The 24,955-nt window shown below is 72.7% G+C and carries 14 protein-coding genes and 1 tRNA gene; 7 read left to right on the top strand and 8 right to left on the bottom strand.

The window, feature by feature from the left end; translation table 11 throughout:
- Positions 1–13 precede the first annotated feature (13 nt).
- Together WMF19_RS01950 and WMF19_RS01945 are read right to left on the bottom strand one after the other, a co-directional pair.
- Positions 14–5,077 (bottom strand): protein kinase domain-containing protein, encoded by a 5,064-nt coding sequence (locus WMF19_RS01950; protein ID WP_437897519.1) that lies wholly within the window; start codon positions 5,075–5,077, stop codon positions 14–16.
- A 148-nt stretch (positions 5,078–5,225) separates the two neighbouring features.
- Entirely contained in the window at positions 5,226–6,386 is a 1,161-nt protein-coding gene (locus tag WMF19_RS01945) for a M20/M25/M40 family metallo-hydrolase (RefSeq protein WP_437897518.1), read from the bottom strand.
- Positions 6,387–6,585: 199 nt separating this feature from the next.
- Between WMF19_RS01945 and argB the strand changes: the two genes are divergently transcribed.
- Both argB and WMF19_RS01935 read left to right on the top strand, forming a co-directional pair.
- Positions 6,586–7,440: an acetylglutamate kinase gene (argB, locus tag WMF19_RS01940; RefSeq protein ID WP_272097455.1), complete on the top strand. Its 855-nt coding sequence runs from the start codon at positions 6,586–6,588 to the stop codon at positions 7,438–7,440.
- A 78-nt stretch (positions 7,441–7,518) separates the two neighbouring features.
- A complete protein-coding gene (locus tag WMF19_RS01935) occupies positions 7,519–7,986 on the top strand; it encodes a hypothetical protein (protein WP_437897517.1) in 468 nt (155 codons plus the stop codon).
- On the opposite strand, the gene WMF19_RS01930 is transcribed toward WMF19_RS01935, so the two are convergent.
- Entirely contained in the window at positions 7,947–8,219 is a 273-nt protein-coding gene (locus tag WMF19_RS01930) for a hypothetical protein (protein ID WP_437897516.1), read from the bottom strand. The two genes, WMF19_RS01935 and WMF19_RS01930, sit on opposite strands and share 40 nt — an antisense overlap.
- 193 nt (positions 8,220–8,412) lie before the next feature.
- On the opposite strand from WMF19_RS01930, the gene WMF19_RS01925 reads away from it, so the two are divergent.
- Complete coding sequence (locus WMF19_RS01925; RefSeq protein WP_437897515.1) at positions 8,413–10,587, top strand: hypothetical protein; 2,175 nt, start codon at positions 8,413–8,415, stop codon at positions 10,585–10,587.
- A gap of 150 nt (positions 10,588–10,737) precedes the next feature.
- A tRNA-Ala gene (locus WMF19_RS01920) sits at positions 10,738–10,810 on the top strand.
- A gap of 462 nt (positions 10,811–11,272) precedes the next feature.
- On the opposite strand, the gene rd is transcribed toward WMF19_RS01920, so the two are convergent.
- Positions 11,273–11,437, bottom strand: coding sequence for a rubredoxin (rd, locus tag WMF19_RS01915; RefSeq protein WP_012232973.1), 165 nt, complete (start codon positions 11,435–11,437; stop codon positions 11,273–11,275).
- Positions 11,438–11,601: 164 nt separating this feature from the next.
- Complete coding sequence (locus WMF19_RS01910; protein ID WP_437897514.1) at positions 11,602–12,441, bottom strand: SDR family NAD(P)-dependent oxidoreductase; 840 nt, start codon at positions 12,439–12,441, stop codon at positions 11,602–11,604.
- A 485-nt stretch (positions 12,442–12,926) separates the two neighbouring features.
- On the opposite strand from WMF19_RS01910, the gene WMF19_RS01905 reads away from it, so the two are divergent.
- The 3 genes from WMF19_RS01905 to WMF19_RS01895 all read left to right on the top strand — a co-directional run bounded on the left by WMF19_RS01905 (position 12,927) and on the right by WMF19_RS01895 (position 21,352).
- Entirely contained in the window at positions 12,927–14,045 is a 1,119-nt protein-coding gene (locus WMF19_RS01905; protein WP_437327207.1) for a cytochrome-c peroxidase, read from the top strand.
- A gap of 78 nt (positions 14,046–14,123) precedes the next feature.
- Complete coding sequence (locus WMF19_RS01900) at positions 14,124–17,702, top strand: AAA family ATPase (RefSeq protein ID WP_437897513.1); 3,579 nt, start codon at positions 14,124–14,126, stop codon at positions 17,700–17,702.
- 26 nt (positions 17,703–17,728) lie between these two features.
- Complete coding sequence (locus WMF19_RS01895) at positions 17,729–21,352, top strand: AAA family ATPase (RefSeq protein ID WP_437897512.1); 3,624 nt, start codon at positions 17,729–17,731, stop codon at positions 21,350–21,352.
- A 64-nt stretch (positions 21,353–21,416) separates the two neighbouring features.
- Here the strand turns inward: WMF19_RS01895 and WMF19_RS01890 are convergent, their stop codons facing one another.
- The 3 genes from WMF19_RS01890 to WMF19_RS01880 form a co-directional block, all read right to left on the bottom strand.
- A complete protein-coding gene (locus tag WMF19_RS01890) occupies positions 21,417–21,884 on the bottom strand; it encodes a hypothetical protein (protein WP_437897511.1) in 468 nt (155 codons plus the stop codon).
- Positions 21,881–22,237, bottom strand: coding sequence for a c-type cytochrome (locus tag WMF19_RS01885; RefSeq protein ID WP_272097445.1), 357 nt, complete (start codon positions 22,235–22,237; stop codon positions 21,881–21,883). Before WMF19_RS01885 ends, WMF19_RS01890 begins: the two co-directional genes overlap by 4 nt.
- Before the next feature lie 144 nt (positions 22,238–22,381).
- Positions 22,382–24,847, bottom strand: coding sequence for a penicillin-binding protein 1A (locus WMF19_RS01880; protein ID WP_437897510.1), 2,466 nt, complete (start codon positions 24,845–24,847; stop codon positions 22,382–22,384).
- Positions 24,848–24,955 lie beyond the last annotated feature (108 nt).

Here is a 24,955-nt window from a genome sequence, read left to right as displayed (position 1 = left end):
GCCAGCGCTGCGCTCAGCGCGCAGCGCTCTTCGCGAGGGCGTCGGGCCTCCCCGTCCTCTGCAGCGCGTACGCGATGCCGCTCTGGAGCGTCCCCCGCGTCACGATCTCCTTGAACTCGATCTGCAGGCCCGTGAGGGTCGTCGCGACCTCGGGGCGGATGCCGGTGAGCACCGCCTGCGCCCCGAGCATCCGGAGGGCCTTCGCGGTGGACATCAGCGTGCTCGCGACGTCGGTGTCGACGAGCTTCACGCCGGTGATGTCGATGATCACGACCTCGGCGCCGTTCGATTCGACCCCGTGCAGCGCGGTGCTGAGCGCCTGCTGGGCCCGCGCGCGGTCCATCATCCCGATCAGCGGCATGACCATGATCCGGTCGGTGATCGGGATGAGGGGGGTGGACAGCTCCGCGAGCCGATCGTTCTGCACCCGGATGATCTCTTCCTGCAGCGACAGGCGCTCCCGCTCGCTCCGCTCTCGCCCGGCGAACTCGACCCCGAGCCGCTGCTCGGCCTCCTGGAGCGCCGCCGTGCGGTGCTCCAGGTGCTCGTAGAGCAGCGCGTTCTCCACGGCCGTCCCGGCCTGGGACAAGAGGAGCCTGACGAGCTCCTGCCGCGCCGGCTTGAAGGTGCTCGGGGCGAGCCGGTTCTCCAGGTAGATGATCCCCTTGGTCCGGCCCTGGTGGACCATGGGCAGGCACAGGATCGACCTCGGGGCGCACGCGGCGACGTACGGGTCGCCCGCGAACCGGGGCTCCTGCGTCGCGTCCGCCAGGATCACGGGCTCCCTCGTCCTCGCGACGTACTGCACGATGGAGACCGGCACGTCGTCGCTCCCCTCGAGCGGGATGGCCAGGCCTGCGCGGAGCGAGCTCGGCTCCGCCGTGACGACCGCCTCGACGAGCAGGTGCTGCTCGCGATCGAGGATGAGGGCGCCCTTCTGCGCGCCGGAGTTCTTGATGACGATCTCCATCAGCCGGCTCACGACGCTCTCCAGGACGACCTCGCCCGCGAGCGCCTGCGCTGCCCGGATGACCGCTTCCACGTCGAGGATGCTCGTGCTGAGCCGCGTCGTCGACGTGGTCTGGGCCCGGCTGGAGCGCGATGACGACGCGGTCACGCTGCGCGGCCCGAGGAGCCCTCCGTCGGGAGGCACGAGGTGGGGCGCGACCCGCGCCAGGCTCTCCACCTTGGCTGTCGCGCCCCACAAGAGGTACGCGTGGTACGCGTCCGTCATGAAGGCTCGAGCGCTCCGGAGCAGCCCCTCGGCCTCGTACAGCTTCGCCGCGAGCTCGTTCGCGATCGCCTCGTCGCGCACGAACCGGTTCGCCCTCGCCCCGTCGATCGCCTTCTCGTAAAGCATCATCGCGTCCCGCGTCCGCCCCGAGAGGCGCGCCACCTCGCCCGCCACGAGGGTGCTCTTGTGGGCGTAGTTGGACGGGCTCAGCTCCGCCCACCGGCGCAGCTTCGCCTCGAGCGTCGCGAGCGCCTCCATGTGCTGCGCCCGCTCGCCGTCCGGCGCCGCGTCGCACGACGCCGCGAGCGTCAAGCAGCCGAAGAACACGATCTCCGTCGCCCAGGCGTGGCTCGACCACCCCGCGCCCTGCCGCTCGGCCGCGGCCAGGAACGAGCGCGCGGCCTCGTAGTCCCCGTGAAGGTAGCTCAGCTGAAGCTTGAAGGCGCTGTACCAGCTGGCCACATAGCCGAACTCCGGCCGCTCGATCGACCTCGTGAACTCGGCCTCGTCGAACGAGCCGCCGCTCAGGGAGTGCCCCCCTTCGGTTCGGCCCGTGAGGTTCGCGACCACCTGCTTCGCGCAGATCAGCGTGTGGATCGTGGTCAGATCGCCGATCCGCCGCACGAGCGCGAGGTTCTGCTCGATCTCTTCCGCGAGCGCGTCCAGCTCGTCGCCGAGGTTCAGCTTCGCCGCCGCGATATGCATGCAGCAAAAAGACGAGAAGACCGGGTCGCCGCTCGCCAGCCCGGCCTCGCGGGCGCGCCCGAAATAGTCGATCGCCACCGTGAGGTGCTCGAAGAAATGGAGTATCGCCGCGAAGTAGATCAGGAGCTTGCAGGTGAGGCGGATGTCGTTGAACTTCTCGTTGAGCTCGATCCCTAGCTTCGCGAACGCGTATCCCTCCTCGTGCCGCCGCGGATTGCCTCGGAGCTGGGGTAGGTCGTTCACCAGCATGCTGCCGTACGTGACGTACCCCACGGCGGACATGGCCGAGTTCCCGTGCTTCATCGACAGGTTGATCTGCTTGACCACCGCGAGCAGCGCGAGGGTGGGATCCACGGCGTTCGCCGGCGTCGCCAGCTCGCCCAGGAGGCTCAGGATCTTCTGCGTCTCCGCGCTGGCGGCCGGCGGAAGGTCGATGAGCTCGGCGATCTCGCGCCCCTCCAGGCCCGCGCGCATCGCGGCGAGCTCTTTGCGCAGCATCGCGTCGCGCTCCTCAACGCCCTCGGGGATGTCGATCCCGAAGAGGCCGAGCGCCTCCAGCGCCTGGCTGATCACCTTGCCGATCTGGCCGGTCATCACGTAGAAGGTCATGCGCAGGACGCAGATGTTCGCGCGATCCAGCGTGCTCTTCGCCTGGGCCGACAGGACGTCGAGCAGCGGCTCGGCCGCCTCGAAGCTGCCGTTCAGACACCTGCACTCCGCGAGCTCGGCGTGGAGCCCGAACGTGAGCTCGTACTCGCGCTTCCAGCTCTCCTGATCGAGCAGCGATGTCCCGATCTCGAGGTAATGGACCGCGGCGTCATAGGCGGCCCCCATCTTCGCCCGCTTGCCTGCGTCGAGGTTCAGCCCCGAGAGCGTCCGCTTCTCGCGCTCGTCCGTGATCAGGGCGACGCCCCTGTTCATGTGGCCCACGATGTCGAACAGCTCGGCCTCGGACTGATCTCGCCTGCTGTCCTCCAGCATCAGCCGCCCGATCTGGAGGTGCGCCGCCTGCTTGTCCGCGTCGTCCATGAGCGCGTAGGCGGCCTGCTGCACGCGATCGTGCAAGAACCTGTAAGAGACGTTGAGCTCCTCGCCGGAGCCGTCCTCGGCGACGGCGAGCTCACCGTCCATGGCGATATCGAAGAACCTGGACTCCGCGTCCACGGGGAGGATGAACCCCTCGCGGAGCACGCCCCAGAGCTCGCGGGCCGCTTCCTGGCGCGACCGCCTCGTGACGATCGCCAGCGTCGTCAGATCGAACTGGTGGCCGACGCACGCCGCGAGGGAGAGGACACGCTGGGCGCGCTCGGGCAGCCGGCGCATCTTGCCCACCATGAGCTCGATCACGTTCTCCGAGGCCTTCGCCTCGTGGATGCGATCGACGTCCCATGTCCACGAGAAGCGGGTGGGGTCGAACGAGAGGAGCTTCTCTGCGTGCAGGCTCTTCATGAGCTGGCTCATGAAGAACGGGTTGCCCCGGGTCTTGTCGAAGATGAGCCTCGCGAGGGGCTCCGCGCGGTGAGGATCGCAGCTCAACGTGTCGGCGACGAGCTGGTTCACGTCGGAGAAGGCGAGCGGCTTGAGCGAAAGCTCGCTCACCCCCGCCGCCTTCGTGCGGAGCTCCCCGAGGACCACGGAGAACAGGTGGCTCGCGTCGACCTCGTTGTCGCGGTACGCGCCGATCATGAGCATGTAGGCGATGCGCGCTTCGGCCGCGATGGTCTGAAGGAACTTGAGCGACGCCGCGTCCGCCCACTGTAGGTCATCGAAGAAGAGGACCAGGGGGCGATCCTTGGAGGGGAAGGCGCGGCAGAAGTTGTGGAGCGTCAGCTGAAACCGCGCCTGGGACTCCGTGGGGCCGAGCGCCTGGACGGCCGGTTGAGGGCCGATGAGGAGCTCGAGCTCCGGTATCAGGTCGACGAGGAGCTGCCCGTTCGAGCCGACCGCCTCCCCCAGCCTGCTCTTCCACTGCGCCAGCGCCTCGGCGGGCTCCGCCATGATGTTGCGGAGGAGCTCCTGGTAGACGTGCGCGACGGCCGCGTACGGGGTGGTCCGGTTGAGCTGGTCGAACTTGCCGGTCGCGAAATACCCTCTCTCGCGAACGACGCTCTTCTGGAGCTCGTTCACGAGGACCGACTTGCCGATCCCGGAGTAGCCGGAGACCAGGACGGACTCGCTGCCGCCCTGCCTCGTGCGGCCCCAGGCGTCGGAGAGGAGCGCGACCTCGGTCTCCCGGCCGTAGAGCTTCTGAGGCGCCCGCAGCTCATCGACGTAGTCGTATCGGCCGGCGGGGAACGGCTCGATCTTCCCCTTCGAGGAGAGCTGCGACGAGCACTCTTCCAGGTCGACCTTGAGCCCGTGGGCGCTCTGGTACCTGTCGTCGGGGCTCTTGGCGAGCAGCTTCATCACGATGTCGGAGACGGCGCTCGGCACCGCGGGCGACACGGCGTGCGGCGCCGGCGGGGTCCGCGCGATGTGGCTGTGAACGAGGTCCATGAGGTCCGTCGTCCGGAAGGGGAGGACGCCCGTCACCATCTCGTACAGGGTGACGCCCAGGGAGTAGAGGTCCGTGCGGCGATCGATGACGACGTTCAGCCGCCCGCTCTGCTCCGGCGACATGTAGGCCAGAGTCCCCTCGAAGGACGCGAAGCGGTTCGCTTTGTGGGCTTCCTGCGATAGGCGCGTCGCGCTGCCGAAATCCGTCAGCTTGGCCTGCAACGTCTCCGCGTCGACGAGGATGTTGTGCGGCTTGACGTCCATGTGAGTGACGCCCCTCCGATGGATCGACTCCAGGACGTCGGCGATCGAGATCGCGATACGGAGCGCGTCCTCGAGCTTCAGCTTGCTCGCGCCGATGATCTCGTTGAGCGGGCGCTCGCCCGCGTCCTCCATGATGAGCGCGAGGCTGCTCCCCACCTTCTCGATCCCATAGACCCTCACGACGCCCGGCAGCGCGAGGTCTCGGGCGATGGCGTATTCGTACTTGAGCTTCGCGATCTCGACCGGCAGCGGGCGCTCGCTCTTGAGCCGCTTGATCGCCACCGGCGAGCGGTCGCTCTCTCGAACTCCCCGGTAGACCGTCGTCGCCGTGGATTCGTGGATGACCCCCGTCAATGTGTAAGCAGCCCCACTTGTCATAAATACATTCTCGCGGGTTCGGGTCATCGCAGCAAGGGGATCCCTTACAGGCGCGGCCCGAGGCAGCCGCCCAGGTGATCCAATGGGGTCGCACGTGGCAGCCCGCGGCAGGCGAGCGTCGGAGTCGCGCGCGCCGCCCGTCAGCCCCTCAGGCGCGCCGGCCCAGCAGGAACGCCGCCAGCGCCTCCGCCTTGGGGACCAGCGTGCCCACCTCGACCAGCTCGTCCTTCGTGTGGAAGCCGCTCCCCCGCGGCCCCAGCCCGTCGATGGACGGGATCCCGATCTCGGCCGTCGAGCTGGCGTCGGATCCGCCGCCGAGCAGGGGCGCCTCGGCGTCGCCGAGCCCCGCCGCCCGCGCGCAGGCCGCGTACTCACGGTAGAGCGCCTCGCTCGCGTCGGTCCGCACGAGCGGCGAGCGCGCGATCTCGCCGTCGACCTGCGCGGCGGTGCCGGGCACCTCGGCCGCCGCCTCGCGCGCCGCCGCGGCGAGCGCCGCCAGGATCGCCTCGCCGTCCGCGCGGCTCACGAAGCGGAAGTCGACCTGCGCCTCCGCCGCGTCGGGCACCGTGTTCCTGCCCTGCCCTCCGCTCACCTTGCCGACGTTGACGGTCACCCCCCGCCCGTAGTCGGTGAGCTGCTGCGCCCGGTCGATGAAGCGCGCGAGCGCCCAGATGGCGTTCGCGCCCTGCCGGTGCGCGTTGCCGGCGTGCGCGGCCTTGCCCAAGGCCCTCACCGTCGCGCCCCCCGTGCCCTTGCGCGCGGTGATGATCCGGTCCCCCTCGCGCCCCGCCTCGAGCACGAGCGCGCACGCGGCGCCCGCGAGCTCGCGCTGCAGCAGCGGCCGCCCCTCGGGCGACCCGACCTCCTCGTCCGCCACGATCGCGAACCGCACCGGGATCGCAGGCAGCGCGCCGATCCGCTCGAGCGCCCTGAGCGCCTCGATCGCCACCACGAGCCCGCCCTTCATGTCGAGCACGCCGGGCCCGCGCGCGAGCTCCCCGTCCAGGCGGAAGCCCTCGAAGACCCCCGGGGGGAACACCGTGTCGAGGTGCCCGACGACGGCGACGTGCCCCGCCGGGGACGCCTTGGCCGCCTCGCTCTCCGCCACCCAGTGCGCGGCGTAGCGCGCGCTCGCGAACCGCCGCACGCACAGGCCGGGGATCGTCGAGAGCTCGTTGGCAAGGACCTCGCCCACGGCGTCACCGCCGCGTGGATTGTCCGTGAACGAGTTGAGGTTCACCAGCCGCTCGAGGAGCGCGAGCATCGGCTCCACGCGGCTGGACAGCGCCTGTCGGAGGGCCTGGATCACCGCGCAAGCATGCCACGGAAGCCGCGGAGGGCCGAGCGCCGCCCCGCGCGAGGTCGCCGGCGCCCGCTCGCGCTGCCACCCGCCCCGCGCGCGGCGTGGGCGCTCACCCGCCCCCCGCTACCCCGCCACCCCGCCGCGCGCGAGCGCGGGCGACCTCTGCCCTGGCCGTTTCAGAAGTGGTACGTGTGCCCCTCATGAAATGTCCCAGAGCAGCGCGGAGGCACCCGTGACCACGGCGACAGGCCCGCTCGTCATCAAGCTCGGCGGTGAGGTCGTCGGCGGCCCTGCCCTCGCCATCCTCTCCAGCGACCTCGCGGCGCTCACCCGCGCGGGCACGCGCGCGATCGTCGTCCATGGCGGCGGCGCGCAGGCGACCCGGCTGCAGGAGCGCCTCGGCATCCCCGTCCGGCAGGTCGCCGGTCAGCGGGTCACCGACGCGGACACGCTCGACGTCATGAAGATGGTCGTCGCCGGCAAGCTCAACGTCGACCTGTGCGCCGCGCTCGTCGCCGCGGGCGCGAGGCCGGTCGGGCTCCACGGCGCGAGCGGGCCCGCCCTGTCGGCGGTCAAGCGGCCGCCGCAGGTCTACGCCAGCGCCGGGCCCGAGCCGGTGGACCTCGGCCTCGTCGGCGACATCACGGGCGTCGATCGCGGGCTGCTCGAGCTGCTCGGGAGCGGCGGCTACTTGCCCGTCCTCGCCTGCCTCGGGGCCGGCGCGGACGGGCAGGCGTACAACATCAACGCCGACACGGTCGCCAACCGGGTCGCCGTCGAGCTCGGCGCGGCGGGGCTCTTCCTCGTGAGCGACGTGCCGGGCGTGCTGCGCGACGTGTCCGATCCCGCCTCGCGCATCCCGAGCCTCACGGTCGCCGAAGGGCGCGCCCTCATCGCGAGCGGCGCCGTCACCCGCGGGATGATCCCGAAGCTCGAGGAGTCGTTCGCCGCGCTCGCCGAAGGGGTCCGCCGCATCCACATCCTGGGGCGGCTCAAGCCGGGCGATCTCGCGCGCGAGGCGAGCGAGCCGGGCTCGATCGGCACCGTGCTCATCCCCTGAGCGGCCCGCCCGACTCGCCCGAGCCGGCCTCGCGCCGTATGCTCCCCGCCTCACCGCCGTATGTTGCCCGCCTCGTCGATGACGGAATCCGCCCGAGCAGCGCTCGCGTTCGTCGAGTCGCACCGCGAGCAGTTCGCCATCGGCGTGGGCGTGTGCCTCGTCAGCTTCATCGCGGGCATGGCGCTCGCCGCTGTCGTGCTCGTCCGGTTGCCCGAGGACTACCTTGAGAGGGAGGAAGAGGCGCCCTTCCTGGAAGGGCGCCCGGCCTGGGTGCGCGTGGCGGCGCGCATCGGAAAGAACCTGCTCGGCGTGATGGCCGTCGCGCTCGGGATCCTGCTGTCGCTGCCCGGCGTCCCCGGTCCGGGCGTGCTGGTGATCGTGATCGGCGTGATGCTCCTCGACATCCCCGGCAAGCGGCGCCTGGAGCGGCGGCTGCTCGGGGCGCCGCAGGTGCGCGCCGTCGCCGACCGCGTGCGCGCCCGCTTCGGCCGCCCTCCGCTGCGCGTTCAGGCGGGGGCCCGCGGCTCTTCACCCGGCGCGCCCTGAGCGCCGCGGGCGCCCTGCGCGAGCGCCGCCGGCCCTCCCTTCGGGGCCCCGGCGCGCCGCCGTAGGTGCCACCCGAAGAGCACCGCCGCGAGCGCGAGCGCGAGCCCCGACGAGATCCACTCGCGCGGCGCGAGCAGGATGCAGCCGGCCGCAAAGGCGCAGCTCGCGAGCGCGAGGCGCTCTTCAGCGTCGGGCGCGTTGAGCGCTTCGGGCGCTTCGGGCATCGGGCGCACGTCGCCCTCCTCGTTACCGTCCCGCGCCGCGCACATCAAGAGCGCCGTGCGGTCGCGATCCTGCCCACAGGCGTGACGCGGCGCGCTCGCCCGTCGCGCCCCTGGTCGCCTCGTGCGGCGCCAGCGCGGTTGCGGTAGGTAGGGGATCGGAACGGCGAGCGCTCCGCTCGCGCAGCATCGATCTCGACGCCTTATGAACGCAAAAGACGATCGCGACGAGGGTGGGCCCGAGGGCGCGCTCCGGAACGAGGACCCCGGCGAGAGCCGCGAAGCAGGCCCGGAGGCCGCCGCCGCGAGAGGCTCCGGCGCGAGCGAGGGCGCGCGCGCGGACGACGGCGCGGCGCGCGAGGCGCGGCGCGAAGGGGTCGCCGAGGACGATGGCGCCGCGGAGGGCGAGCACGACGAGGAAGACGACGCGGAGCCGGAGCCGCCTCCCCGGCCGCGCGGGCCCTCGATGTGGGACATCCTCCGGGACAGCTTCTTCACGTTCGACCGGCGCACGCTCGGCTTCACGCGCATCCTGCTCGGCTTCTTCCTCATCGGCGACCTGTTCCGCCGCAGCTGGGCGTGGTCCGACATGTTCGCGGACATCGGCGTCCTGCCGAACCACGTGAACCTCTGGCGCCCGCAGGGCGGCGGGAACTTCTCGCTCGTCAACGCCTTCTCCACGCCGGGGGAGCTCTGGGTCCTCTGGGCCGTGATCTTCGCCACCTACGTCTGCCTGCTCATCGGCTGGAAGACGAAGCTCATGCAGGTGCTCTCGCTCGTGTTCGTCACGAGCATGAACGGGCGCGTCCTGCTCATCGAGAACGGCGGCTACGTCGTCCACAACCTGCTGCTGCTCTGGACGTGCTTCCTGCCGCTGGGCGATCGCTTCTCCGTCGACGCGCTCCTCGCGTCGCTGAAGCGGAGCCGCGAGCGGACCGCGGACGATCTGAACGACCGCTCCACGCTCGACGACCCCCGGAAGCCGGACGCCCACGTGACCGTCCTCGGGCCCGTCCTGCTGATCCAGCTCGCGGCGATCTACTTCTTCAACGTCGTGCACAAGACCGGCCCCGCCTGGAAGAACGGGACCGCTGTCCACTTCGTGCTCTACGTCGACCGGATGGTGACGCCGATCATCGCGGACGTCCGCGACTACGCGCCGAACTTCCTCATCCTGTTCATGACGAGGATGGTCATCTCGTTCGAGGCGGCCATCCCGGTGTGCCTGCTGTCGCCGCTCGGCAGGGTGTGGGCGCGGCGGCTCACGCTCGTGATGATGAACCTGCTCCACGTCGGGTTCGGCACGACGTTCGTGCTGGGCCCGTTCGCGTGGGCGCTCTGCGTCTTCTCCACGCTCCTCATCGGCCGCGAGGACTGGGAGATCGCCGCGCGCACGATGCGGCGCGTGCACCGGGCCCGCGTGGTGCTGTTCGACCCGAGGTCGCCGGGCGCCGTGCTCGCCTGCCGCTTGCTGAAGCGGATGGACCGCTTCGGGCTGCTCACCTTCGAGGCGTCGGACTCCGCGGCCCACGGGCTCGCGGTGCGGCGTCCGGGCGGCGAGGCGGCCGAGGGGGCCGCGGCGCTCGCCGACATCGTCTCGGCGATCCCGCTCGGCCCCGTCGTGGCGTGGGTGCTCCGCCTGCCGCTCGTGCGCGACGCGGCGACCGCGGCGATGGCCGCGGCGCACCGCCGCAGCCTGGGCCGGGCGCTCGGCGCGCGGATCCCGGAGCGCTCGGAGATCGCGCCCCCGCCGGCGCCGCTCCGGCTCGCCGGCCGGAAGGTGCTCGTGGCGCTGCGCGAGGTCGCCGTGCTCGTGATGTTCGTCGGCGCGATCAACCAGGCGGCGGTCGAGCTCTGGGTCATCAAGAACCGCTGGAAGGTGCCTCACCCCGAGCCGACGCGGGTCCTCGCGCAGAAGCTCCGGTTCCTCCAGGGCTGGTTCATGTTCTCGCCGAACCCCGTGATGGACGACGGGACGATCGTCGTGGACGCGGTCACGGTCGACGGCCGCCACATCAACCCCTTCACCGGCGAGCCGCCGAACTTCGACCTCCTGCACGCGAAGAGCTTCGGGTACACGCAGATCTGGTGCGACTACTTCGCCCGCATCAAGCTGCCGGCGAACACCTCGTACCGGGACGCGATGAAGGAGTACATGTACCGCTACCCGGACCGCACGGGCCGGCCCGAGGACGCGATCGTCTCCGGGGACGTGTACTGGGTGAAGGACTGGAACCCGAAGTGGGGCAGCACGGAGAGCTACGGGGAGGAGCGCGAGAAGCTCTTCTCCTTCCAGAACCCGAAGGCCCAGGCGCGCGCACAGGCCGAGCCTCCGCCGGTGCCCGGCGCGCCCGCGGAGCCGCCGAGCCCTGCCAACTAGGGCGCGGGGAGCAGGGGAACCACGGCAAGCAAGGGGACCTGGTGGGGCGCCCAGGGTCCCCCCGAACGATAGAGCGGCGGTGGAGAGAAAACCGCCATCCATGCTTGACACCAGCGCCCCGGCGAGTAGAGTCCGCGCTCTCGAAAGCGAGGGCCTGTAGCTCAGTTGGGAGAGCGCTAGAATCGCACTCTAGAGGTCGCAGGTTCGATCCCTGTCAGGTCCACCCTCGAAGCAGTTCAATTCTCTTTCTTAGCAGTTCTTCTTATCCTTCGCGCCATCGCACGTTCTCGGACGTGGGGTTCGCACGCGAAGCGGTCCGCGGAGAGCGTGCGAGCTCACGCAGGCGTAGGGCCAGCGCGAGGCGGCCGCGCGCCGAGGTGTCCCCGTCAGCACGGAGGGCAGATCGCAGCGCGCTGCGCTGAGCGCCCGCTGCGGGGCGCTCCTCGACGTCGCCCTGTGCCTCGCTGCGCTGCGAGCGCCCGCGTGGCTACGGCCGGCGCTCACGCCGCCGCGTGCGTCACGCCGATCCGCTGTCGATGAGGTGGAGCGCCCACCGGGACCGCGCGCGGCGCGATCCGATGAGCTCATCGGATCGCGGAGGCCGCGCAGCCGATGAGCTCATCGGATCGCGCCTCCGCGCTGCCTGGGACTCGGCTCGCCGAGACGGCGCGGAGGCTCGGATCGCTCACTCGTCGATCGGCTCGAAATCGGCCTTGGTCGCGCCGCACTCCGGGCACATCCAGGAGTCGGGCAGGTCCTCGAACGAGGTCCCGGGCGCGATGCCGGTGTCGGGGTCACCGACCCCCGGGTCATAGACGAATCCGCACACCAGACACCGATATTTCTTCATCCGTGATCCTCTCCTCAGGGGCTCGACGAGCGGCGCAAGACGCTACCACGAGGGCGGACACGACCGCAGATGAACCTTCTTCTGGTCCGCAGCTCTCGCCGCGGCGCCCAGGTCCGCGCCTCGGCGCGCCGCCCCGCCGATCGCGGGCCCGAGGGGCGGGCGCCTCACGGCGGCGCCGGAGCGCCGCGCACCGCGAGCTGCTTCTTCCGCAGCACGCGCGCGATCGGCCAGTAGGCGAGCCGGAGCACCCACCGCGGGCAGATGACGCCGAGATGGATGACGAGCCACGCCACCACCCCGGGCACCACGAGCGCGCGGCCGCGGTCCACCGCGCGGACCAGCGTGCGCGCGCAGCGCTCCGGGGAGATCGAGAGGAGCGCTGGAGGCTCGAGGCCCGTGAAGTTGCCGGCCACCTCGTTGAACTCGGTCCTCACGGGCCCCGGACAGACCTGCGTCACCCGCACGCCGGTGCCGGCGAGGTCGAGGCGGAGCGCTTCGGTAAAGCTCGTGACGAAGTGCTTCGTGCCGACGTACGAGGCCATCCCGGGCCCGAACGTCATCCCGAAGCCGGAGCTCACGTTGGCGATCGCGCCGCGCCCGCGCGACACCATCGGGCCGACGAGCCGGTGCGTGAGGTACGCGAGGCTCGTCACGTTCAGCGCGATCATCTGCTCGGTGCGCGACCACGCGGAGAGGTCGAACACGCCGAGGTCGCCGAAGCCGGCGTTGTTGACGAGGACGTCGACCCCCCCGACCTCGGCCGCGACGGAGAGCAGCATCGCATCGACAGCGGCCCGATCGGTGACGTCGCAGCCGAAGACGAGCACGGCGAGCGCCGGGCGCGCCGCGACGAGCTCGGCGCGCAGCGCCTCCAGGCGATCCTTGCGGCGCGCGACAAGCACGAGCGCCCGGGCGCGATGGGCGATCTCGTGCGCCAGCGCGCGGCCGATGCCCGACGACGCGCCGGTGATGAGCACGACCCCGCTGTCGATCGGCGATTGCACGGCCGGAAGGGTTGCCCGGCGCCCCCCGGGCGCGCAAGGGGCCCCTCGCCGGCCGGCCTCGTGTCGCCCACGGTCCCGCGCTTCCGCCCTCCCGCGCTTCCGCCATCCGGCGTTTCCGCGTTTCCGCGCTTCCGTTATCCGGCGTTTCCGCGCTCCCACGCTTCCGCCCTCCTGCAGCCCGCCCGCTACGCTCCGCAGGCCGCGCGAGCGCGCCCCGCGGCATCTCGGAGAAATCGGGCGAAGCGGAGAAGCGCACCTCGGAGGAGATAGGCGCGCAGGAGGCACCTCGACATCCATTGCGCTACCCTCGAGACCACGAATCGCAGCCGACCGGTAACACGCATCACCCCGGGGGCACCCCCGCGACCGCCGCCGGCACCGCGCCTTGGCCGGCGAGCGCGGAGGCGGCGCGGCCGCGGCGCGCGTTGACGTCCACGGCGGCTCTCTCATACCGTGGACGGCGTCCTCACGAGCCAGGAGACCTCATGCGTTGGCCCTCATCTCTCATCAGTGTGCTCTTCCTCGCCGCCGGGCTGGGCGCCTGCGAACGATCCGCGGATTACGAGCACAAGGCCCCCCCGGCCTCGAACACGGCGAAGCCGGCCGCGACCGCCGCGGCGACAAGCGACGCGAAGCCGCTCGTCTTCGATCCGAAGGACGTCAAGTCCTTCAAGGTCCTGCCCGCCAAATTCGAGAGCGACAAGAACCCGATCACCGATGACAAGGTGACCCTGGGAAGGATGCTGTGGTACGAGACGCGCCTCTCGAAGAACCAAGAGCTCTCCTGCAACTCGTGTCATGGCCTCTCGACCTACGGCGTCGACAACAAGCAGTTCTCCTCCGGGCACAAGGGCCAGCTCGGCGGCCGCAACTCGCCCTCTGCGTACAACGCGGGCTTCCACGTCGCCCAGTTCTGGGACGGCCGCGCGGCCACGCTCGAGGACCAGGCCAAAGGGCCTATCCTGAACCCGGTCGAGATGGCCATGCCGGACGAGAAGCGGGTCATCACGACGCTCAAGTCGATCCCCGACTACGTGAAGCTCTTCAAGGCGGCCTTCCCCGACGACAAGGAGCCGATCACCTACGACAACATGGCCAAGGCGATCGGCGCGTTCGAGCGCGGCCTGGTCACGCCGTCGCGCTTCGACAAGTTCCTGGGCGGCGACGACAAGGCCCTTACCGCCGAGGAGAAGGCCGGCTTCCACAAGTTCATCTCGCTCGGGTGCCCGACCTGCCACACGGGCGTGGCCGTCGGCGGCTCGACGTTCCAGAAGCTCGGCCTCGTGAAGGAGTACCCCGGCCTCAAGGACAACGGGCGCTTCGACGCCACGAAGGACGAGAAGGACAAGTTCTTCTTCCGCGTCCCGAGCCTCAGGAACGTCGAGAAGACCTTCCCGTACTTCCACGACGGCTCGCTCGCGACGCTCGACGAGACCGTGACCAAGATGGCGTGGCACCAGCTCGGCGTGGAGGCCAAGCCCGAAGAGGTGAAGTCGATCGTCGCGTTCCTCAAGTCGCTCACCGGCGACCTCCCGACCGACTACATCAAGCAGCCCGAGCTGCCCAAGAGCGGGCCGACCACGCCCAAGGCCGACCCGACGTGAGCTGTTCACGCTGATCACGCTGTTCACCTGATTGCGCCGGGAGGGCGGATCGGCTCTGCTCCGCCCTCTCGGATGAGCATGAGCTCCAGCGACGACGGACAATCCGCGCCCGCTCCAGAGGACGGAGCGGGCGCGTCCGCGGAAGGGGCTCGCGACGCGAGCGAGGGGCGCACCTCGAGGGCGCTCGTCTTCGTGCGCGAGCGCTTCGACGGCGCGTGCCTCGCCTTCCCCGTCGCGGCGCCGGGCGTCGCGAGCTTCGGCCGCGACGAGGACGTCCTCGTCGAGCAGCAGCTCTTCCTGCGCGAGCACGCCGCACGCGCCCGGCCCGAGGCGGTCTCCCGGCTCTCGTTCCCGCAAGGGACGGGCCTCCTCTCCGTGAGCGTCCCCGTCCCGCGCGACGATCTGCCGCGCAAGCTGCGGAACGAGGTGCCGGTGAGCTTCCCCTGCGTCGTCGTGCCGGCCAGCGAGCTGAGCGGGCGCGGGCAGGGGGACGCGGCGGCGGAGCGCACCGCTAGCGACGCGTGGGTGCTCGTGCCGAGCCTCGGGCACGCGTTCTACGTGGAGGCGGGCGAGCCGATCGAGGCGGCGATCCGGCACGAGGTGCGCCGGCTGCTCGCGTCGCAGGTCCTGTCGACGTGGGAGCACCTGGGGCTCCTGCCCGGGAGCGCGCACCGCCTGGAGGTGCTCCATACGCGGCTGCCCGAGCCCGAGCGCGCGGGCGGGCACGGGCCGCGCGGCGCCTCGATCGTGGAGCGCGCGCGGCGGAAGAAGGCGGTGGAGACGCTCGTCGCGGTGGCGACGCCGCTCCACGTGGCGGCGCAGCGGAGCCCGCACGCGGCGCCGCCGCTCGCCTGCCGCGACGCGGAGCTCGCGCGCCTCACGGCGCTGCTCGACGGCGAGGAGCGCCTCGGCGTGCTGCTCGTGGGCCCGGAGCACGCCGGGAAGACCGCGCTCGCGCTGGCGTACGTCGCCCGCCAGACGCGGCTCGTCTACGCGACGTCGGGCGCGCAGCTCATCGCGGGCATGAGCGGGCTCGGGCAGTGGCAGGAGCGCATCCACGGCGTGATGGAGGCCGCCGCCGCGCTCGACGCGGTGCTCTACTTCGAGAACCTCGACGACCTCCTGGCCGAGCGCGTCGACGGGGGGCACGTGGATCTGGCCGGCGCGATGCGGCCGTACCTCGACGAGGGGCGGGTGCGCGTCCTGTGCGAGCTCCGGGACGACCGGCTCGACGCGCTCGAGGGGCGGCACTGGGCGTTCTTCGCGGGCCTGAGCCGCATCCGGATCGATCCGCTCTCGGCCGCCGATACCCGGAAGGCGCTCGGCGCGCGCGCCGAGCGCGACGGCCGCGTCGAGCCGCACCGCCCCGCGGTCGCGGCCGACGCGCTGACGGCGCTCGTCGATCTCGCGGAGCGCTACCTGCCGTACAGCGCGTTTCCCGGCAAGGCGGTCCGCCTCTACGAGGACCTGCGCGCCGTGCACGAGCGGGAGCGGACAGCGCAGGGGGAGCCGGTCACGCTCGGGCGGGGCGACCTCTACGAGCTGTTCTCGATGCGCACGGGGATGCCGGCGTTCCTGCTGCGCGACGATCTCCCGCTCCGCGTCGACCGCGTGGCGCGCGACCTCGGCGCGAGCGTGGTCGGGCAGGAGCGCGCGGTGCGCGCGCTCGCCGAGACGATCGCCGTGGTGAAGGCGGGGCTCTCGCCGCCGGACAAGCCGCTCGCGGCGTTCCTCTTCGTGGGGCCGACGGGCGTCGGCAAGACCGAGCTGGCCCGCGCGCTCGCCGGGCTGCTCTTCGGCTCGCCCGATCGGCTCTCGCGGTTCGACATGAGCGAGTTCTCGAGCGAGGGCGCGGCCGATCGCCTGATCCGCGGGACCGACGGCGCGGGCGGGCTGCTCACGCAGCGCGTGCGCGAGCAGCCGTTCTGCGTGCTCCTGCTCGACGAGATCGAGAAGGCCCACCGGGCCGTGTTCGATCTCCTGCTGCAGGTGCTCGGCGAGGGGCGCCTTTCCGACGCGCGCGGCAGGACGGCATACTTCCACAACGCGATCGTGATCATGACCTCGAACCTCGGCGCGGCGGAGCGGCGCGCGCGGGCCGGGTTCGCCGGCGAGCGGGGCGCGGAGCGGCCGGAGGAGCAGGCCGCGCTGGACGAGGCGCACTACCAGCGCGTCGTCGCGGGCGCGTTCCGGCAGGAGTTCGTGAACCGCATCGATCGCGTCGTGCCGTTCCGGGCGCTGACCCGCGCGGAGCTCGCCGAGGTCGCGCGCCTCACGGCGCAGCGCCTCGCCCAGCGCCGCGGGCTGTCCGAGGCGGGCGTCGCGCTCGAGGTGTCGGAGCGGGCGCTCGCGCGGCTCGCCGAGGACGGCCACGCGCCGGCGTACGGGGCGCGGGCGCTGCGCCGGCACGTCGAGGAGCACCTCGCGGCGCCGCTCGCGCGGCTGCTCGCGAAGCTCGGGGGCCACGCGCGGGACCTCACGGTGTGGGTGGCCGAGGCGGGCGAGCCTGACGCGGCGGCGCCCGCCGACGGCGCCGTCGTGGCCCGCGCCGAGACGCCCGCGCTCCGCCTCGTGGCGCGGCGGCGGCGCGCGGCGAAGGCGGCGCAGCAGGCGTTCGGCGTCGAGCAGCTCGGCGAGCTCCGGCGCGAGGTGGACCGGTGGATGGGCCTCGGGCCGCTCGAGCAGCTCAAGGAGCAGATCGACTTCCTGCTGACGCAGCTGAGCCTCGCGAGCGGGCCGTCGCGCGATCGGCGGAAGGAGATCGACGCCGCGGCGCTGCAGGCGGAGCACCACCGGCTGAGCGAGCTCTGGGGGCAGCTCGAGCGCGCGCAGGAGGAGATGCACGGCGTCGAAGAGCTCGCCCTGATGGCGCTGCTCGAGGGCGAGGAGGTGCGCGGGCTCGCGGGCGAGGCGCGCGCGGCGTGGGACGGCGTGCGCAAGGTGCTGCCCCGCGCGCTCGTCGCGACCGAGTCGCGGCGCGACGCGATCACGCTGATCCTGGAGGAGCTCGACGCGGGGGCGTTCGAGCGGTGGCTCGCGCCGCTCCTCAGGCAGCTCCCGCGGCGCGGGTGGGGCGCGACGCTGCACATCGACGGCGACCGGGCCGGGCCCGGCGACGGCGCGTGGCCCGCGAGCCGGCGGTGGGGCCCGCCGCGCGCGCCGGGCGACGTGCTGGAGGCGCTCGACAAGCCGAAGCGCGGGTTCCGGAGCGTGCTCCTCCGCTGCACCGGCGCGTACGCCGGGGCGTTCCTCTCGCTGGAGCGGGGGCTCCACCGGGTGGTCGCGCGCAAGCGGGACGCGGGCGAGGCTTCAGACGACGGCCGGCTGCACGTGTTCGTGCACTTCGTCGCGCACGCGGCCGACATCGCCGAGGACCAGTGGGAGCACAGGTCGCTCGCCCCGCCGCCCGCCGGCTCGGCCGCGGCGCGGCGGCGCGGGGCGGCCGCGCGCGAGCTCGACGAGGTCGAGGGCGCGGCGCTGATCGCGGGGCGCAGGGCGCGGATCGCGATGGATCCGGCCTGGTACTGGGAGCGGCTCGACGAGGTCGCGCTGACGCACCTGCTCCTGTTCGAGGACGAGGGGAGCGGGCTGGATCGGAGCGAGTACTTCAGCGCAGGCGGGGACGGCGCGGCGCTGGATGATTTGCACGACGCCTGACCTGGCGTAGCCACTACCCTGAGGCCGTGCACTTCACGATCCCGCTCTTCGAACGGCGGACCACGAACGTCGAGTGCGTGACGCTCGGCCTCGGCCCGAGCACGCGCTCGCGGGAGGGGCGGCACTCGGAGCGCGTCCGGCGCCTGCTCACCGACGAGCTCAGGCCCGTCTTCGAGAAGGCGCGCGCGGCCGAGATCGCGCGCTTCGAGTTTCCCCGCGGCATCCGGCTCGAGAAGGTGCGCCTCGAGCTCACGCTCTCCGGCGCCGCCGACCGGCGCAAGGTGAGCGGGCTCTGCCCCGTCGTGCTCGAGCCGCGCTGGGCCTCGGAGCAGGAGCGCATCGTCTTCGCCTACCACCCCGCCCGCCAGGGCGAGGCCGCGCCGATCCGCGAGGATCTCCCGCTGGACGAGCAGCTCCGCGCGCTGTTCCAGGTCGCGTGGGCCGCGCTCGACGACGACGAGATCGCGCGGCTCTGGAGCCGGGGCAAGGAGCGCATCACGGCGCTGTCGTTCTCGTGCGCCCCGCGCTCGGCGCTCGCCGATCTGCCGGATCGACCGGGCGACGACGACACCGGCGCCGATCCGGCGTTCCGCTGGAAGAAGCGCCGGGGCCTCAAGGTCCTGCCGAGCCTCGGCGTGAGCCTCACGCAGCGCGCGGCCCAGGGCAACCTCGACGCGGGCGTGCCGCGATCGCCGCAGCGCGAGCAGCTCGCGCTGCTGCTCGGCGCGGGCAGGGCGCAGCCGGTCGTCGTCGTCGGCCCGCCGGGGTGCGGCAAGACGACCTTGATCCACCGGGCGGTGCTCGATCTCCTCGCGGCCGACGGGTACGGCGCGCACAAGAACCTCGACCGCGTCCGCGACGTCTTCGCCGTGAGCGGCCGCAGGCTCATCGCCGGGATGAGCCACCTCGGCGACTGGGAGAAGCGGTGCGTCGAGCTCGTCGACGACGCGCGCAGCCGCGGCGCGATCCTCGTGATCGACGACCTCCACCACTTCGGCCGGATCGGCAGGTCGCGCGAGAGCGAGCGCTCGCTCGCCGATTTCTTCCGCGGCCCGCTCTCCCGCCGCGAGATCGTGATGGTCGGCGAGTGCTCCCCCGAGGCGTTCCGCCTCCTCGAGCAGGAGTCCCCGTCGTTCGCGGCCCTGTTCACGCCGCTCTTCCTCCCCGAGGCGACGCCCTCCGAGACGTTCCGCCTCATGGTGCGGGAGGTCCGCGCGCTCGAGCAGCGCCACGCCGCCCGCGTGAGCCCGTACGTGCTGCGGACGATCCTCGATCTCGGCGGCTCGCTCCTCTCGGCGCAGGCGCTGCCGGGCAAGGCCGTCGACCTCCTGCGCGAGGTCGTCCGCGCGGGCGTGACGCCGTCGCCCTCCGGGGAGCCGGGGCCGGCGCGCGGCCACGCGCCGCGCCCTGTCGGCTCGCAGGACGTGCTGCGGCTCCTGTCGCAGAAGACCGGCGTACCGCCGCTCCTCCTGGGCGGTGACGAGCCGCTCGACGCCGGCGCGCTGGAGGAGGAGCTCGGCCGGCGGGTGATCGGCCAGCCGGAGGCCGTGCGCGCCGCCGCGGACCTCGTGGCGCGCATCAAGGCGGGCCTCGTGGATCCGCGGCGCCCATACGGCGTGTACCTGTTCACAGGGCCGACGGGGACCGGCAAGACCGAGCTCGCCAGGTGCATGGCGGAGCTCATCTACGGCAGCGCGTCGCGCCTGCTCCGCTTCGACATGAGCGAGCAGAGCGGCCCGGACGCGCCGGCGCGGCTCGTCGGCGATCGCTACGCGCCCGACGGGCTCCTGACGCAGCGGGTGCGGGAGCAGCCGTTCTCGCTGGTGCTGCTCGACGAGATCGAGAAGGCGCACCCGTCGGTGCACGGCCTCTTGCTCCAGCTCTTCGAGGACGGGCGGCTCACGGACGCGGCGGCGAGGCCCGCGCACTTCCACCACGCGGTCGTGGTGATGACGTCCAACCTGGGCGCGCGGTCGCGCGCGCTGGTGGGCTTCGGCGGCGCGGGGCTGTCGGAGGCGCGGGCGCTCGCGATCGCGGAGGAGTCGGCCCAGGAGGTCGCGCGGGCGGTGCGCGACTTCTTCCCGCCGGAGCTGTTCAACCGGATCGATCGCGTCGTGCCGTTCCGGCCGCTGACGCCTGAGGTGGCGGTGCGGGTGGCCGAGAAGGAGCTCGACCGGCTGCTCGCCCGGCGCGGGCTCGCCGAGCGGAGCGCCTTCGTGCGCCGGGGCGCCGGCGTGGCCGAGCGGATCGCGCGCGAGGCGTTCGTTGCCGAGGACGGCGCCCGCTCGGTGAAGCGGTTCATCGAGGACGAGATCGGATCGCTGCTGAGCGACGCGCTCACCCGCGGCGCGCCCGCCGCGATGCAGGTGATCCGCATCTTCACGACCGCGCGCGGCGACGGCGTCGCGCCCCCCGGGTCGCTCGCGTCACCCGGGTCGCCCGCGTCACCCACGTTTGCGCTGCACCGCGAGGCGCTCGCGGAGGCCGAGCCCGCGGCCGCGGCGTGGGCCCTCGCGCCGCTCATGGCGAGGCCGCTCGGCGCGCTCACGGCGGAGCTCTCGCCGCTGCTCGAGTTCGTCGACGCGCTCGATCGGAGCGACGACCTCGCGCGCCTCTCCGAGCGGATCCGCTACCACCTCGCGGAGCACAGCCGGACCGCGGCGGAGGGGCCCGAGGCGCACGAGCACGCGGAGGCGGTCTACAACCTCGACGCCATGCGGGGCGCGATCCGGGCGTTCCGCGAGCGGATCGACCTCGTCCGGCGGCGGAGCGGCGACGACGACGAGCAGCAGCACCTCGACCTGGAGGTGCGGCGGTTCGGCTACGTGACGGTCGAGGACGAGTGGAGCCGCTCCCGGGTGCGCCTGTTCCACCGGCGCCAGCTGCCGGGCCCGCTGCGCCGGCCGGCGAAGCAGGAGGTCCTCGAGTGCATCGCGGAGGGCCACGCGCTCCGGCGCGCGCTCCGCAAGGTGGACGAGCCGGGCCAGCACGCGGTCCTCATCGAGCTGCTCCGCGCGGCGCGCTTCGACGAGAGGCCGGCCAGCGCACGCGACGAGCCCGAGGAGGGGCTCTTCGAGGCGCTCGCGCGCGCCTACGGCGAGGCGGGGGGCGAGGTGGAGGGGTGGGCCTGCGCGCCCCTCTGCAGCGCGTCCGACGGCGACGGGCACGCGCGCGAGGTCGAGCAGGGCCGCGGGGCGGCGGGGCTCGAGGCGATGCTCGCCGCCCCCGGGCGCGGGGCCGAGCTCCTCGTCCTGAGCGTCGTGGGCCTGTGCGTGATGGACTTCTTCGATCTGGAGACGGGCGCCCACGTCTGGACGTCGCTCTCGCGCGGCCCCGAGGTGGTGCGGGTGCGCGTCCTGCCGGCCCGGCCGGGCCTCTCGCCGGCGGGCGCCGTCCGGGAGCACCTCGAGCTGCAGGCGGCGTTCGACGAGGCGGCGCGGCGCGGGCGAGCGCTCCCGCCGAACCCGGCCGAGCTCCTCCCGGTGGTGCGGCGGGTCCGGTTCGACCCGCCGCGCCGCCCGGGCGCCACCGCGCCGATCGAGATCGAGGACTACGTGATGGGGTATGCCGAGTCGTCGCTGGTGCGGAGCCTGTCGCAGGCGCTGGCGCCGCTGTGGCTGCTCCGGATGAGCCGGGAGGACGTCGCGTAAGCCCGTAAGCCGGCGCGCCCCGGGCTGCTGCTCCGGGAACGCGCAGGCCGCGGTGGGCGGCCTCTCAGGGCAGCCGGAAGAGCGGGCGACCGTACTCCATGAAGGGCCACGGGATGGCGGCGAGGATGACGAGCAGCGTGATGAGGACGCCGAGCGCCAGGCGCCGGTGCTGCGCGGTGGGGTCCGGGGCTCGCTTCACCCGGGCCCAGGCGACGTGGGCGACCGCCACCGCCACGATCATGGTGAAGATGTGCTCGACGGCGAAGAAGCGCAGCGCCGCGATGGGCATGGCGGCCTTCAGCGCGGCCAGCGACGTGGGCCTGAGCGGGCTGAGCGCGGTGTAGAGCAGGATGCCGAGGAGGAACTGGGCGTCGAGCGAGCCGACGAACGCCGCGCCGACTTTGCGATCCGCTGCCGTCCACGGCCCCCGCTGAGCCCAGCCACGGACCGACCGCGCGAGCGCCAGGAGCCCGAGCAGCAGGACGACCCAGCGCAGCCACGAGTGCGCGACGAGGACGAACGAATAGATCATGGCCCCTGCTTTCCGGCCGCGGTGCCGGCCTCGATGATGTACTGCGCGATGTCGGCGAGATCCGACTCCCGGACGCCGCGGAAGCTGGGCATCGGGGGGACGTCGGCGCGCTTGCGCCCCGGGGTCACGGCCCAGCGGACGATGCCCGCGGGATCGGCCCTGTAGAGCCCTGCTATCTCGCTGAGCGGAGGGCCGACCAGCTTGGAACTGGGGGCGTGGCACGCCGCGCAGAGGGTGGAGAACATGGCCTTGCCCTTCGCGGCCTGCGGCGAGAGCGCGACCGCCTCCTCGGCGGGCCTCTTGCACGCGGCCACGAGCAGGAGCAGGGCGGCGAGGATCGGCGACCACTTCATGCGGGCGGCCCGGAACATAGCGCGCGACGGACCGCGTGGGGCCGGCGTCGCGCTGCGAGGATCACCAGGGCGCCGCGCGCCCGGCCAGCCCGAGCTGGCGACCGCGGCGCAGGGCGCAGGGAAAACGCCGTCGCATCACGACGGTCACTGCGTCTTGAAGAGGTCCAGGATCCCCTGCCCGATCGCGGCCGGGTCCGGCACCGCGACCCCGGTCGGCTCGGTGCCCTCAAGGAACACCTCTTCCACCGCGCCCTCCTGGCCAGGGAACGCCGGCATCCCGCTCTCCGGGTCGATCGGGAGGCGCACGATTCCGAGCGGCTCCGGGAAGTCGGTCGCCGGCCGCCCCGCGTGCGCCTTCTCCATGAACGCGATGAACGCCGGCAGGGCGGCGCTGCTGCCCACCTCGCGCGCGCCGAGCGTCGAGGCGTCGTCGAAGCCGGTCCACACGGCGCACGCGATGTCGGTCGAGTAGCCCACGAACCACGCGTCCCTCGCGTCGTTCGTCGTCCCGGTCTTGCCGGCGATCGGCCGGCGCAGCGAGAGCGCCTGCTTCGCCGTGCCGACCTTCACGACCGAGGTGAGCAGGTCCGTCGTGATGTACGCCTCCGCCGCGGTCATCACCGGGCGCGGCGGGGGCCGCGCCGGCAGGGGCAGCGCCTCGCCGCGCGGGCCCGTGATCCTCGTCACGAGGACGGGCTCCTGGTACGCGCCGCCCGCGGCGAACGTCGCGTAGGCGGCCGCCATCTCGCGCGGGGTCACCTCGTAGGAGCCGAGCGCGAGGGACAGATCGGCGCCGAGCTTCGACGCGATCCCGAGCTCGCGCGCCCACGCGACAACGCCCTCGGGGCCGACGTCCCGGAGCGCCGACACAGCGGCCACGTTCACGCTGTGGGCGAGCGCCTCGCGCAGGCGCTTCGGGCTCTGCCCTTCGCTCTCGTCGTAGTTGCCGGGCCGATAGCCCTCGAGCGCCGCCGGGTCGGTCTCGAGCATCGACGCGGCCGTGAGCTTGCGCGAATGGATGCCGTAGCCGTAGACGATCGCCTTGAAGGTCGATCCTGGCTGGCGGTGCGCGTTGCTCGCCCGATCGAGGCCGCCGCGCGCGCCCTCGTAGCCGCCGGCGAGCGCGACGATCTCGCGCGTGCGCGCGTCGATCGCGACGAGCGCCCCCTGCGGGCCGAGGTCGAGCCGGAGCTTGCCGGCCTCGGGGCCGCCCTCGAAGCGCACGCGCAGCACCTTGCCGACCTCGGCGAAGCGGCTCGGCGGGAGCCCGCGCGGGTTGTACCGGCGCTCCTTGCGCAGATCGACGGTGCCCTGCGCCGTGCCGACGCTGACGGCCAGCGTCCCGCGCGCGTCGTCGGCGCCCGTCACCGCGCCGAGGTAGGCGCGGCCCGCGTCCTTGGGCGCGCCCTGGAAGGGCGCCGGATCCCCCTTGGCGCGGGTGAACGGCGCGACGAGCCCGTGCCGCGCGGCGTAGGCGTCGAGGTTCTGGCGCACCGCCGCGCGCGCCGCGGCCTGCATCTTCGGGTCGATCGAGGTGACGACCGTGTAGCCGCCGTACCTCGCGTCGGGCCCGACGGCCTTCCGCAGCGCGCGCTCGGCCTCGGCGAGGACCTCGGGCGCGAGCTCGTCCAGGTGCTCCGGCTCGGGCGCGAGGCGGATCGGCTCCGCGAGCGCGGCGTCGATCTGCGCCGCGGGCAGGAAGCGCTTCTCGCGCATCTGACCGAGCACGAAGGCGCGGCGCTTCTCGGCGCGCTCCTTGTTCACGCGCGGCGAGTAGATGGAGGGTCCCTTCACGAGGCCCGCGAGGAGCGCCGCCTCGGCCAGCGTGACCTGACGGACGCTCTTGCCGAAGTAGAACCGCGCCGCCTCCTCGACCCCGTAGCGCCCGTGCCCGAAGTAGATGTGGTTCAGGTAGAGCTCGAGGATCTGGTCCTTCGTGAGCTCCTGCTCGATGCGGCGTGCGAGGAGGAGCTCGCGCATCTTCCGGTCCAGCGTGCGCTCGTGCGTGAGCAGCACGTTCTTCACGACCTGCTGGGTGATCGTGCTGCCGCCCTGGCGCGCCTCCGCCGAGCGCAGATTGACGAGCAACGCGCGGAGCATGCCCAGGTAATTGAGGCCGTCGTGTTTGTAGAACCTGGCGTCCTCGGCCGCGAGCGCCGCGAGGCTCATCACCGGCGGGATCTCGATGACGGGCACGAGCGTCCGGCGCTCCACGAAGAGCTCGCCGATGACGGTGCCGTCGCGCGCGAGGAACCGCGTCACCTGCGGCGGGTTGTAGCTCTTGAGCTCCTCGGTGGTCGGCAGGTCGCGCTCGTAGTGATGGACGGCGAGGAAGAAGGCGACCACGGCGACAGTAAGGAGGCAGGCGAGGGCGATCGCGAGCCGCTTTCCCCAGCGGAGGAGCAGCGCGCGGGGCGGCAGCTTGGGCCGCGGCGCGCGAGGCTCCCGCCGCAAGAGCGCGCCCAGCGCCGCTCGCAAGAGCGCGCCCAGCGCCGCTCGCGCACGCTCGGCCGCGGACCGCCGCGGGGACCAGAGCCGCGTCGGCGCGCGATCGCTCGGCGAGGGGCCCGAGCCGTCGGCGCCACCGTCATCGGGGAGCGTACGCTCCACGGGTGCGGCCCGATCGCTCGATGCGTCGGGCGGCACGGCGGGCTTTCGCGGGAGATCCGAGGCCATGCGTCAGCGCGCCGGAATCACCAGCCTCCTCGCGGCGGTGAG

Source organism: Sorangium sp. So ce124 (assembly GCF_051525235.1).
In the GTDB taxonomy this organism is placed as follows: Bacteria; Myxococcota_A; Polyangia; order Polyangiales; family Polyangiaceae; genus Sorangium; species Sorangium atrum.
Note: the sequence above shows the minus strand (reverse complement) of the source record. Positions and strands in the feature narration are given on the sequence as shown.

What these genes read in the sequence shown, in the direction of transcription:
- WMF19_RS01890 (WP_437897511.1), bottom strand. Translation starts at nt 21,884, where the DNA reads ATGATCTATTCGTTCGTCCTCGTCGCGCACTCGTGGCTGCGCTGGGTC.
- WMF19_RS01925 (WP_437897515.1), top strand. Translation starts at nt 8,413, where the DNA reads ATGAACGCAAAAGACGATCGCGACGAGGGTGGGCCCGAGGGCGCGCTC.
- WMF19_RS01885 (WP_272097445.1), bottom strand. Translation starts at nt 22,237, where the DNA reads ATGAAGTGGTCGCCGATCCTCGCCGCCCTGCTCCTGCTCGTGGCCGCG.
- WMF19_RS01905 (WP_437327207.1), top strand. Translation starts at nt 12,927, where the DNA reads ATGCGTTGGCCCTCATCTCTCATCAGTGTGCTCTTCCTCGCCGCCGGG.
- WMF19_RS01950 (WP_437897519.1), bottom strand. Translation starts at nt 5,077, where the DNA reads ATGACAAGTGGGGCTGCTTACACATTGACGGGGGTCATCCACGAATCC.
- WMF19_RS01900 (WP_437897513.1), top strand. Translation starts at nt 14,124, where the DNA reads ATGAGCTCCAGCGACGACGGACAATCCGCGCCCGCTCCAGAGGACGGA.
- rd (WP_012232973.1), bottom strand. Translation starts at nt 11,437, where the DNA reads ATGAAGAAATATCGGTGTCTGGTGTGCGGATTCGTCTATGACCCGGGG.
- argB (WP_272097455.1), top strand. Translation starts at nt 6,586, where the DNA reads ATGTCCCAGAGCAGCGCGGAGGCACCCGTGACCACGGCGACAGGCCCG.
- WMF19_RS01935 (WP_437897517.1), top strand. Translation starts at nt 7,519, where the DNA reads ATGACGGAATCCGCCCGAGCAGCGCTCGCGTTCGTCGAGTCGCACCGC.